Origin of the sequence: Paenochrobactrum pullorum, from assembly GCF_041929845.1 — a bacterium.
Classification (GTDB): domain Bacteria; phylum Pseudomonadota; class Alphaproteobacteria; order Rhizobiales; family Rhizobiaceae; genus Paenochrobactrum; species Paenochrobactrum pullorum.
On record NZ_JBHEEH010000021.1, the window covers coordinates 15,208 to 27,594 of the forward strand.

The following is a 12,387-nucleotide window of genomic DNA, read 5'->3' on the forward strand; positions in this document are numbered from 1 at the left end:
TTTCGATTTAAAAACAGGCTGTACACAAAGCTTCATCACCAATAATGCAATAATTTATCATATAAACAATAGGGCACGAGCATAGTTTGGTGCCCTATTGTTTATTTAACGTCTACTCCTCAACCGAAACCCCGGCAAGGGATGTCGTCCCTACAGCGATAGGGTTATAATTTTTTACTTTTTTATTTACAGCCGTTAAAGCATCAGCAGAGCCAAGAATAATAGCAGGGATTTCCCGATCAAAAATGGTTTGCAGTTCTTTATATAATGGCTCGCGTTCTGCCTGACTTGTTGCTGCCGCGGCCTTGCGCATCACATCATTATACTCATCATCACACCAGGCTCCGATATTAGACGGACTTGGCTTACCATTAAGATTGCAAGAGAAATAACTATTTGGAATCTGGCTTGGATCAGGATAATCCCAGCTACCACCAAACATACCAACCTGCGCTTCTCCAGCTCTTGAGCGCTCTAAATATTCAGCCCATTCATAACTTATAACTTCAACCTTAACACCGATTTTCGCCCAATCAGCCTGGATCATTTCTGCTGCTCGACGCCCGTTCGGCATATATGGACGAATAACTGGAATGGCCCATACCTGAGTTGAAAAACCATCCGGATATCCTGCTTCTATTAGAAGCTCTTTTGCTCGCTCTGGATTATATTCTCGTAATTGTAAATCAGCATTATGCCCCCAAAACATCGGAGGAATGATTGCTGCTGTAGGGTGTCCCATTCCCTGATAGACAACATCAACCAAACGGTTCAAATCCAAACCTAACGCCAAAGCCTCACGGACTCTATGATCTTGAAATTTGCTATCTTTAAAATTGAACGTCAAAAAACCGGATGATGCAATTTCATTTTCCACCAAGTCGAGTTTGTGGCTGTTACGGATCACATCAGCGTCTGCTAAATTAGGGAAAAGTGCAATATGGCATTCCCCTGCCAAAGCACGTTGCACTCGTGCAGAAGCATCCGGAGTAATCGCCATAACAATAGTTTCTACTAAAGGTGACTTCTCTTTAATTTCAGCAGCTTCCCCCCAAGTATTATGGAAAGCTTTCAGACGCACCATTGAATCCGATTGATAGGCTTCAAGCTGAAAGGGCCCTGTGCCAATTGGTATCCGGTCGACATTATCAGGCGTACCACTCTCCAACATTTTACCGGCATATTCAGCAGATAAAATGCTCATTGGTTGGAATGCCATAATACCTAAAAATGTCGCATCCCTGCGCCTCAAATGAAATTCGACCGTCAAATCATCAATTTTGCGGACTTCTTGCAGTAAATCGCCAAGCTTGTTTTCAAAACCAATATATGTACCACCACTTACTAGTGCATATGGATGATTTTTATCCATCATTCGAGCAAAGCTGAACACGACATCATCGGCATTAAATGCCCTAGTTGGTGTAAATTCCTTATTGGATTGCCATTGCACATTCTCACGTAACTTGAACGTATAAATAGTGCCATCCTCTGAAACAGTCCATGCTTGAGACAAGGCTGGTTCAATGGACAAATCTCTCTGTCTTACTGAAACCAACCCATTATAAATTTGCGTCAATACATTGGAAGTAACACCATTATTAGTCAGCTGTGGATTGAATGTCTCCGGACTACCTTCAGTGCACATCGTCAAAACTGAGGCATCAGCCCCTGACACAAGCACTCCCGCTATCAATGCACTAGAGAATAGTGTTCGAATTTTCATTATTTACCTCCCAGTTTCAATTGCAATTAACGATTGCCTTCTTTTTAAATTATCGCTAAGCGTTAATTAATATCGACATACGATAATTAATGTTTGCTAAGCAGCAAAATGTCAAGTTCCTATTTTTGATTTTGGGGAGGCACATCATGAAATCTATTTTAGCATCAGACTTCAAACCGGACTGTTATTGGTGGGAGGAGTTCCAGCCTTGGAAAGCAGAGGCGGAACTGCCTGCAAAAGCACAAGTTTTAATTATCGGTTCAGGCTTTGCCGGTCTCTCAGCCGCACTTGAACTATCAAAACACGGCATCGAAGCTATTATTGTTGATACTCGTGAGATCGGTTGGGGAGCCAGCACACGAAATGGGGGGGGTGTTGGCGGAACGCAATCAATCGGACGTAATTTTACTGGTCGACAAACCCTGCCCGACGAAGAAATTCGCAAGCTACGTCAAGATGCTGCACAAGCATTTCCGTTGGTACGCTCACTCATCGAAGATGAACAAATCGAATGCCATTTTACGATGAAAGGCAGTTTTACCGGTGCATTCACTCCTTCGCATTTCAAAGCCATGCAAAAGCGTGCAGATGAGCTTAATAAAAATCCACGCACCCATAGTTATCTGATCCCCAAAGAACAGCAAAGAACTGAAATTGGCAGTGACTTCTACTATGGAGGCATGGTCACGGAGGGAAACGCCACCATACAACCAGCACTCTATGTCAAAGGCTTGCTGGATGCCTGCATAAGAAGAGGTGTACGTTTTTCATCCAATAACCCAGTCAAAAATCTCAAGCAACAAGGCAATAAGTGGCTCGTCAGTACGGCTCAAGGTAATTGTCTGGCCAATGATGTTATCGTTGCAACTAATGGTTATACAACCAATGTTACACCTCATTTTTCTAAACGTATCATTCCTGTTGCCAGCCATATAATTGCAACAGAAGAGATTGATACAGATCTTATGAAATCGCTATTTCCAAATGGCCGCATGCTTTCAGACAGCAAGCGCGTTTTATATTATTACCGCCCTTCACCGGATGGGCGCCGTATTATTTTTGGCGGTCGTGCACGCTTTACTGAAGTAGGTGAAGAAAAAATTGCGTCCCTATTACATACGGCATTAAGCGAGCGTTTTCCCCAGCTTAGTGATACTAAAGTAAGCCACGCGTGGACAGGGTCGCTTGGCTTTACTTTTGATGCAACCGGGCATATGGGGCAACAGCAAGGACTTTACTATTGTATGGGCTGCAACGGTAGCGGCATTGCTATGATGACTTACCTCGGGTTTCAAACTGCTAGAAAAATTGCAGTAGCAAAAGGCTACCAATGCGCTTTTGACCGCCCGTCTTTTCCATCCAATCCACTTTATAATGGGAGCACTTGGTTTTTGCCTATTGTCGGAGGATGGTACCGAATGCGTGACAAATGGGATCGGACAATTGCGACAAGTATCAATTGATACAGGTTGATTATGGCAGACCTTTTATAAATTTTCAGAATTCAAGCAACACAGTTCACAGGGTAAACTTTATGGTATGCTAAAATCGTAAATCTGATATACAGTTTTAATGAGCTCATAAGTAGGTCTTATTAAACTTTGATTTACCATCTTAAAAGTTTATTTCATAAAAAAGGATGTCGGGCTGGACGTTTCTTTAACTTTCTATTCCCTATAGGCGCCTTCAGAATGCAAATAATGAAGGCGTCAAAGCCACTAAATTTTGCTTCTTGTGAAATAAATAATCGATATAAGTTTTAGAAAATAGTTCCTTAAATGATTAATAGAACTCTCTAATTTGACGAGCTGTTTCTTGTAGTAATATAAATGATTTAAAGCGCTGAATATGCCATTGCTGTGAGTGGGCGCTTGGCTTGTTGATATCACCCATTTCAGACATATTGGACATCGCTGATGGTAAGTCCTGATAAGCACCGGCTGCCACAGCACCAAGCATAGCAGATCCCAGCAAAACAGGCTCTGCAGACTTGGAGGCCGCAACTACCAGCTCTGTTGTGTCTGCAAGAATTTGGCGAACAAGATGAGAACGTGCTGCACCGCCTGAAACAACTAGAGTATCTGTCACAATGCCTTTTGCACGTTGCGCTTCAACAATTTGCCGTGCCCCATAGCCAAGCCCGCAAAGCCCGGCCAGATAAAGCCCCGCCAGACTATCAATACCTGCATCTAGATTTAGCCCTGCAATGATCGCCCGTGCATCCGGATCAGCAAATGGGGCACGATTACCGAGAAACTCCGGCACCACATGAATATCACCAACAATTGCCTTGATAGATGCAGCACCGCCTTTAGCTTGAATGATGTTTGCCAGATAATCTGCAAGGCTCAGCCCTTGAGAGGCAGCGTTTTTTTCAGCTTCACGTGCAAAAGGATGCATGTGGATCAGGTGGTCAATTGCAGCACCTGCTGCTGATTGGCCACCTTCATTAAGCCATAAATCCGGCAGCATAGCCGAATAATATGGACCCCAGACACCATCCACAAAAGTCGGCTTTTCGGTTGTGGTCATCGTACAGGCCGATGTGCCAAAGACATAAGCCATACGTGTCAATAAGTTACCGGCATCACCACGCGCGCCGACCGTACCTATGCCACCAGCATGAGCGTCGATCAGTCCGGCAGCAACAGCTGTTCCTGGCAGAAGACCTAAATCTTGTGCAGCTTGATTACTTAAACCGCCAAGCTTATGACCACCTACGCATATATCAGTGCCTATGCGTGAAAACCCTTCATCTGCAAGTTGCTCTAAGCCAACTGCGCGGAAATAAGTTTCATCCCAACGGTTTTCATGGCTGAGATAGGTCCATTTGCACGTAACTGTACATGCCGAGCGCGCAAGGTTTCCGCATGATTTCCACGTCAGAAAATCACTCAGATCAAAAAACTGCCATGCCTTATTGAAAGTGTCCGGTTTGTTTTCTTTCAGCCATAATAGTTTGGGTGTTTCCATTTCCGGAGAAATAGTGCCACCGACATAGTTTAAAACCTGAGCTGCCGTTGCATTGATACGCTCGGCCTGATCAACTGCGCGATGATCCATCCACACAATAATATTACGGACAGGATCACCTGACGGCCCGACCGCTAATGGTCTACCACCCTCGCCAAGCACGACCAATGAACATGTCGCATCATAGCCTATACCTGCAATGTCATTTGAAGAAATGCCGCTTAGCTGAACGGCCTCTTGAACGCTTTCACAAACGGCCTGCCAGATATTGTCACTTGATTGTTCAACAATGCTGCCGGCTTCGCGCCATATAGTAATGTCACGTTTGGCTGAGGCCAGCAAATTGCCTCTTGCATCAAATAAACCGGCACGCGCACTGCCTGTACCGACATCAACACCCAAATAATAATGGTTCATGATCTCCGACCCGCTCAGGAGTGTTTGAATAAAGGAATGAAAGCCGTGATAAAAGATTAAAGATCAAGGCTTTGCGGTATAATCACCAGATCACGGATGGTAATATTACGCGGTCGTGTCAACATGAATATGACTGATTCAGCTACCTCTTTTGGCTCCATCAGGCTACCGGCAGCCAGTGCCTCTTCCAGCTTGGCTTTTGGCCAATCGCTAATGAGGGCTGTTACGACAGGTCCAGGCAGCACACCGCCAACACGAATGCCGTGCGGCGCTACTTGCCTGCGTACCGTATGAACAAAGGCCTGAACCGCATGTTTTGATGCGGTATAAATCGGTTCCCAAATAACCGGTACAACACCGGCCACTGAACTTGTTACAATGATATCACCGGTTTTGCGTTCCATCATATGAGGCAAAACTGCATGGATGGTGCGGAAAACTGCATTGACGTTCAGGTTCAACATACGATCCCACGCATCAGGCTCACCTTCCCACAAAGGCCCGCCGCAATAAGCACCAGCATTGGCGTGGAACACATCAAGCTGACCGGCTTGTTCCAGAATTTGCGGCATCATGGTTGCGACAGATTCTGGATTGAGCAAATCAATCACCAATGGTTTGGCTTTTGATCCAAGTTCCGCACATTTTTCCTGCAGCGCTTTTTCATCACGATCAACCAGAAACACAGTCATACCTGCTTCGATCATATGCTTTGCACATTCAAAACCGATCCCTGAAGCAGCACCTGTAACAGCACCAATCTGACCTGTGAGATCCTGAGCCATTTTTTGAAACCTTTCAGAAATTAAGCGCGGCCATGAGATTGGCGCGAACGACGGGCAAGGGAGTCAACGATCACAGCAATAGCCAACACGGCACCAGTGATCATATAACGAAGCGATGATGAGAGATCGAGCAATGTCAGGCCGCTGGCAATGGACTGAATAACGATAATGCCAAGTAAGGCTGACCAAGCACTGCCGCGTCCGCCAAAAAGGCTGGTGCCGCCAATAACAGCTGCTGCAATGGCATTAAGATTGACATCACCCGTACCAGCTTGCTGGCTTGAGGAGGCAAGACGTGCTGCTGCCAGAATGCCACCTGTTGCAGCTAACACTGAACAGGTCATAAAGGCTGAGACATAAATTAAATTCACATTGATACCGGCACGACGTGCGGCTTCACGATTTCCGCCAACAGCCTGCATCGCCCTGCCCCATTTAGTGCGTGTCAACGCATAGTTCATAGCAATGACCAATGCAACAAATACACCAAACATCCATGGCACACCACGGGATTGATTCAGATAGTAAACAACGCCACCGATCAACACCGTTATTGTGACAGCTTTAAGTGCAATACCCGTTGGTGAGGCAGCAGACAATCCAGCTGAACGACGACGCTGAGCAGCACTGAACTCCGTCAGAAAAATCGCCAGTCCGGCGGCTAACACAAGTGCATAAGAAAGCAGACGCGGGATAACCAACAGCTGGCCAAAGTTTACAAGCCATGAGCCGTATGGCAGGTTGATCGATCCGGTATTGCCAAGAAGATAAAGTTGTAAACCAAGTGCGGCAAGTAAGCCTGCTAATGTCGAAACGAAGCTTGGCATACTAAAACGCGTATAAAGAAACGCATAAAGCAGACCAATGACAGCACCGGTGCATAAAGCCGCCATGATGGCAATGCCAACAGGCCAGCCGTGATTGACCCAAAGAACGCCGACAACAGCTGAGGCCAGCCCACTAACGGAACCCACAGACAAGTCGATCTCGCCAAGCATAAGCACACAGACAATGCCAAGTGCAATAACGCCGATGGTGGAGCTGTCAAAAAGAAGATTGACCAGATTACTGCTTGAGAGAAAAACAGGATTCAATGACTGGAAAACCGTCCAGATAATGACCAGACCAATAATAACCGGCAATGAGCCCAGATCACCTGAGCGAACGCGATCAAAAAAACCTCTCACGGCACCTGAAACACCTTCATCATGGCGCACGCGCGCATCTTGACGGTCAAGAGGAGTATTGCCTGTTTCTTGCGTCATTTTTCTACTCCATGGTCTGCACTGCGGGAGTCTGCTTCTGATATAACTTGGCGGCGCGCGGCTCTTCGCGATACTGAATTGCTGCTGGCGCCCGTAATCGCCGCGACAAGTTCTTCATTGGAGGAATCCGGATAGAAAACGCCGTTATTGCGCCCCAAGCGTAAAACAACAATCCGATCTGCAACTGCGCGCACATCTTCCATATTATGGCTGATCATCAAAACACCCAAACCGCGATCACGTACCCGCTCGATAAGATCCAGCACTTCGGCTGTTTGTGCGACGCCCAAAGCAGCAGTTGGCTCGTCCAGCATGATGAGTTTAGGCTCAAGCAACAATGAGCGAGAAATCGCTACGGTCTGACGTTGACCACCTGAGAGTGAAGCTACAGGTTCGCGTACACTTGGAATACGTGCTGAAAGTTCATTGAGAAGTTTCCATGCCTTGATTTCCATAGAGACTTCGTCAAGTCGATATGGACTCATTTCACGCCCAAGAAAAATATTGGCAACAACATCAAGATTTTCACACAGCGCCAAGTCCTGAAAAACTGTCGCAATACCAAGTTCAAGCGCCACGCCAGGTGATGAAAGCACTACCTGCTTACCGTTAAATTCTACCGTGCCGGATGTTGGCTGATATACACCGGCCAGTGTTTTTATCAGGGTGGATTTTCCAGCGCCATTATCACCCACAAGAGCCACAACCTCGCCGGGATAAACCTCAAGATTGATCTCTGTCAGAGCTGAAACAGCACCAAAATTTTTTGATATTCCGTTAAGGCGCAACACTGGCTGATTGGGTGCCGTTGAGGCATTGTGATCTTGAGACATTATTACTCGTTCCCTGTGGTCGCTTATATTCCTGTTTCACTACCTCAACAGGAAAAGAAGGTGTCCGGCAATCACCGGACACCTTCGCGGATTACTGTGTTATTCCGAGTTTTTTGCAACCCTCGGCATAGCGATCAACACAAAGCATTTCAGCCGGTACAATGTTTTTATCAATAATCTCAGCTTTGAGATTATCTGCTGTCACAACAACAGGCACAAAAAGCTTGGACGGCGTATTATATAATGTGGCTTCAGCCGTAGGTGTTTCACCATTCAGAAACTGGCCAGCAATTTTAGCGGCTTCTGCTGCCACGATCTCCGAGGGTTTATTAATGGTGTTGTACTGGTCACCGGAAATAATAAGCTGGAGTGCAGCAATCGTCGCGTCATTACCGGTCACTGGTGGAAGCGGATCAATACCGGATGCTTTCATGGCAGCAATTGCGCCACCGGCTGTACCGTCATTAGCCGCGACAACACCAACAATCTGATCATTGAAACGGGTGATCTGGCCGCTGGCCCATTGCTGTGCTTTGCTTGGTGCCCATTCAGGGGTGTCAAATTCAGCCAGTGTCTTATAGCCGCTGTCTTTCAGACCCGCATGAATACCATTTTTGATAAGGCCCGCTGCAGCATCGGTTGGTGAGCCGTTAATCTGCAACACGCCACCTTTGTCGCCAGCAACGCCTTTATCTTTCAAATGTTTAACTAGAGATTCAGCAATCGATTTTCCAATCGCTTCATTGTCAAAGGAGACATAAAAATCAGAAACCGCATCGGGGATCGGGCGGTCATAAGCAATGACTTTGACATCTTGAGATTGTGCAAGTTTTACTAATGAAGCAGCGGCTGCAGTGTCGACGGCATCTAGTACAATGACCTTTGCGCCTTGCGAAATGACAGAGTTAAATTGCTGCTGCTGTTTGCTCGCATCGCCATCCGCGTTGAGATAGAGAACCTTGCAGCTCTCACAGAATTTCTTCATTTCTGCAGCAAAGCCCGGATAATCGCGTTCTTCATATCGTGTGGATGCCTGATCCGGCATCAAGAAGCCTACAATAGCATCCTTTACTTCCGCCTGAGCGGTGCCACCAGCCATCATCATCACGCCTAAAAGCGCGCTTGTCATTTTCAATGTTTTCATGACTTTCCTCCTGACATTCAGTCGTATTTTTTCTGGATAACCGCTGGCAAATCTCTGCCTCGCAACTCTGATCAAATCAGACCAACCTTCCTTCCGGGCAAGCTGGTTCACAAAATCGATACTTTACGATGCCTCCACTTGTCTGCGCTGCCGTCTCCCATTAGGCAGTTTCGTTTCATTAAGCTTTTTGCTCAATGAACTTGTTGCACAGCAACGTGCACAATCGATTGTGCACGTTGATAATGGTCCAGCCTTCAAAGGCTGTCAATGACAATTCTTGTCTGCCCGATTTTCGTATTATCTACAAAGAGATAGGTATTTATTGGATGTCCTTAAGTGCATCCAATGGACCCGCAATTGCAGACTTTGGAGCGATCAATTTTGGAATAATGAGATGTAACTCCGGTTGACTGACCTTGCGCTCCATTAAGTCAAAGGCTTTGGCTATGATGCCCTCTACGTCTTGCAAAATGGAAAAGACAGGAAAAGACAAGAAAGATGCGAATGGATCATAATCGTAGCATCCAACCACCAAATCATTAAGCTGCTCTTCAGGATGCTCCACTATATAACGCAGAAGTCCCTCAAGATTGATGGATGAATTAATGAACAAACCACGCGGTAAACGGCCATATTGCGCACGATACTGATCAAGCGCATGCAATGTATTTGACGGGGAATAACCCGTTTTAAATACATTATTTTCTAAATTATTGTTAAAATAATTTTGTTTCACATGATGAAAACCGCGGATACGCTGTCGTGTGGATTCATCATTTCGCCCACCGAACAAACATAGCTCATCCTGTTGCAAGGGTAGATTATCGGCAAACTGGTTGATAATTGCTTGTGTCAGCATTTTACCGCCTTCAAAATTATCGGTAGTCACTGAAGGTGCTTTTGAACCAGGTAAATCAATATTAACGTGCGGAAGATGAGCTTTTTCACAAAGCTCATGCAGACTGTCGGGGTCTGTTGCCCCGCAAATAAACAATTCATCAATGGAATAAGAAATGAGTGTCTCTGCCGTTTCGCGCTCTTCTTCCGGATCACGACCGGCACTAACAACCACAGGGCATAGACCTCGTGCACGCACATGAGCCTCAAAAGTTTGAGCCATTGCAGAAAAAAAACGATTGTCATGTAAAGGTAATAGCAGACCTACAAGGCCGGAGCGTGACTGACGTAAGCCTTGTGCCTGACGATTGGCGGTATAGTCATGTTTTTCAGCCAGCTTTAAGATGGTTTCTGCTGTTTCTTGTTTGATGCGTCGTTTGCGCCATGTACCATTTAAAACAGCACTTACAGTTGAAGGCGAACAACCTGAAAGAACCGAAAGGTCATAAATCGTTGCCTTTTTTTTAGTGCTGCGCATACAAGCTCCTCTCAACGACGCTACGAATAACCACAGTCTGCAATCATAGCTTAACGGATACTTGCAGTCCTACCATTGGTCAATAATTGAACGGATGAAATAGGATTAGATGGGGTCGTTTGTGGGAGGGGGGATATGCTACCTTAAGGGTGGCCCTCGATATTCCCCAGTGAGGGTTATGTGTTCCCAACCGAACGGTGACACATTAGTAAGCAGGCTTGTATCGATGTCTTCACCATCTCCGACCCGTTTGGCGACGATCTCACTGAGTTTCCATGTGTTCCAATAGATAATAATGGCAGTCAGCAAATTGAGGCTAGCAATGCAATGTTGTTGCCCTTCGGAGATGTGGTTACGAATTTCACCGAGCCGATTGAAGCTTACAACCCGTTTTAGGGCGTGGTGAGCCTCACCCTTGTTCAGTCCGATTTGCGCTCGGCGTTGCAGGTCGATATCATCCAAGTAATCGAGTATGAAGATCGAGCGTTCGAGACGAACTACCTCCCTTAACGCCAGGGCCAAACTGTTTTGTCGTGGATAGGCAGCCAGTTTCCGTAATATCTGGCGAGGAACTACAGTTCCAGCAACCATGCTTGCAGCAAAACGGAGAATGTCAGGCCAACCCTCCCAGATCAGCTGGGCGCTGATCTTGCCTCAAACAAGCGGCTGAAGAGTGAGCGGCACTCTACTTGGAACAGGAATGTACAACCTTTTGTCCGGCAAATCTCGGATTCTTGGAGCAAACCGACGGCCAAGAACGGAGCAAATAACAAAACCGTGGTCTGTGAAGCCGCCGGCATCGGCATAATGTTCACGTGTATGCTTTTCTGTGTCATTTTGAAGAAGCCGTCCAGAATATACGGGGCCTCGTGCGCGGTCGCAGAAATTATTTGCGTCGAGAACGGCGCATATTGGTTGGAGGCTTGGCTGTAGGCTGAAAGACCTGCAGTGTTATCATATTGCGCGTTGACGACGTTAAGCGCTTCTTCCGTTGACCCGGCAGGAAAGTGCTGCCCGTCGCCCCAGAACTGCGCCATTGGCTGTTCGGATTGGGCTTCAACGATCGTGGCAAGCGCTCTCGCAACTGTTCTTCTCGCACATGCCATTTTTCAATTCGCAGCAGCTCCCAGAAAGTATGGATATCACAAGCATCTGACATCTTGCGAAGTCCCAGATTGACACCATCTGCAAGCAAAACTGTAAGTACACAGATCCGGTAGGTGTAGGCGACGCCGGTGCGAATATTAGTGAAGCCAAGTTTGTTATTCACACCGAGCAGGATGTCGGTGGTCCGCGCGGATGGCATGTGCTCGTATAAGTTTAGGATGCGGACTCATAAACTTTTACACCAAATTCTTATTGCGATGAGCTTGATTACGGCAAGGAAGTCAGCTGGATCTTTGTCGTAACGTGTTGCTATACCTCGAAACTGCTTGATCTGGTTGAAGAAACGTTCGACGAGGTTACGCTGGCGATAAATCCACGCGGAAAAGGAAAATATGTCCTTGCGATTGGTTTTTGGCGGTATATTGGCTCAGGCTTTTCTCTCTGCCGCGTTGGCTCGTATGGCATTGGTGTCATAACTCTTATCAGCCAATAGAATATCCCCTTCACTCAGTGTTTCTAGCAGGGCTTCCGCTTCTTGACAGTCTGCAATTTGCCTTGGTGCTCAGGCCCAACGTAACGGGACGGCCTTCCATATCAACAAGCGCATGGATCGTGTTGGTGAGTCCTCCGCGGGAACGCCCCATGCCACCATCATTTCCCTCCCCCTTTTTCCCGTAGCTCCGTGCTGGACTTGATGTGGTGGACGGCCTCCTGATCCGCTTTTGTGCGATAGTGTGGTTGTTTTTAAAAGCCACCAAGGAG

The 12,387-nt window shown here is 46.6% G+C and carries 9 protein-coding genes and 2 pseudogenes; 1 reads left to right on the forward strand and 10 read right to left on the reverse strand.

Annotated features, from left to right (window positions below):
- Positions 1-112 precede the first annotated feature (112 nt).
- Complete coding sequence (locus tag JNC77_RS16245; protein WP_374834386.1) at positions 113-1,726, reverse strand: ABC transporter substrate-binding protein; 1,614 nt, start codon at positions 1,724-1,726, stop codon at positions 113-115.
- A gap of 146 nt (positions 1,727-1,872) precedes the next feature.
- Here JNC77_RS16245 and JNC77_RS16250 point away from each other — a divergent pair, with 146 nt between their 5' ends.
- Entirely contained in the window at positions 1,873-3,189 is a 1,317-nt protein-coding gene (locus JNC77_RS16250; protein WP_374834388.1) for an NAD(P)/FAD-dependent oxidoreductase, read from the forward strand.
- 319 nt (positions 3,190-3,508) lie between these two features.
- Here JNC77_RS16250 and JNC77_RS16255 read toward each other — a convergent pair whose 3' ends face one another.
- From JNC77_RS16255 to JNC77_RS16290, 9 genes and pseudogenes are all read right to left on the reverse strand, one after another.
- Complete coding sequence (locus JNC77_RS16255) at positions 3,509-5,116, reverse strand: FGGY-family carbohydrate kinase (protein WP_374834390.1); 1,608 nt, start codon at positions 5,114-5,116, stop codon at positions 3,509-3,511.
- Positions 5,117-5,172: 56 nt separating this feature from the next.
- Entirely contained in the window at positions 5,173-5,901 is a 729-nt protein-coding gene (locus JNC77_RS16260) for an SDR family oxidoreductase (RefSeq protein ID WP_374834392.1), read from the reverse strand.
- Between the two features lie 20 nt (positions 5,902-5,921).
- Positions 5,922-7,166 carry a sugar ABC transporter permease gene (locus JNC77_RS16265; RefSeq protein WP_374834394.1) on the reverse strand — a complete coding sequence of 415 codons (1,245 nt, stop codon included), beginning with the start codon at positions 7,164-7,166 and terminating at the stop codon, positions 5,922-5,924.
- On the reverse strand, positions 7,163-7,999 hold the full coding sequence (locus JNC77_RS16270) for an ATP-binding cassette domain-containing protein (RefSeq protein ID WP_374834396.1): 837 nt from the start codon (positions 7,997-7,999) through the stop codon (positions 7,163-7,165). The genes JNC77_RS16265 and JNC77_RS16270 overlap by 4 nt, the downstream gene beginning before the upstream one ends.
- 91 nt (positions 8,000-8,090) lie before the next feature.
- Positions 8,091-9,143: an ABC transporter substrate-binding protein gene (locus tag JNC77_RS16275; RefSeq protein WP_374834398.1), complete on the reverse strand. Its 1,053-nt coding sequence runs from the start codon at positions 9,141-9,143 to the stop codon at positions 8,091-8,093.
- A 319-nt stretch (positions 9,144-9,462) separates the two neighbouring features.
- Positions 9,463-10,518 carry a substrate-binding domain-containing protein gene (locus tag JNC77_RS16280; protein ID WP_374834400.1) on the reverse strand — a complete coding sequence of 352 codons (1,056 nt, stop codon included), beginning with the start codon at positions 10,516-10,518 and terminating at the stop codon, positions 9,463-9,465.
- Positions 10,519-10,656: 138 nt separating this feature from the next.
- On the reverse strand, positions 10,657-11,109 hold the full coding sequence (locus tag JNC77_RS17630; protein ID WP_445482850.1) for a Tn3 family transposase: 453 nt from the start codon (positions 11,107-11,109) through the stop codon (positions 10,657-10,659).
- A gap of 41 nt (positions 11,110-11,150) precedes the next feature.
- Positions 11,151-11,824: pseudogene (locus tag JNC77_RS17635) on the reverse strand (Tn3 family transposase).
- A gap of 27 nt (positions 11,825-11,851) precedes the next feature.
- Positions 11,852-12,313 (reverse strand): annotated as a pseudogene (locus JNC77_RS16290) (IS5 family transposase); the annotation flags it as partial.
- Positions 12,314-12,387: the final 74 nt, after the last annotated feature.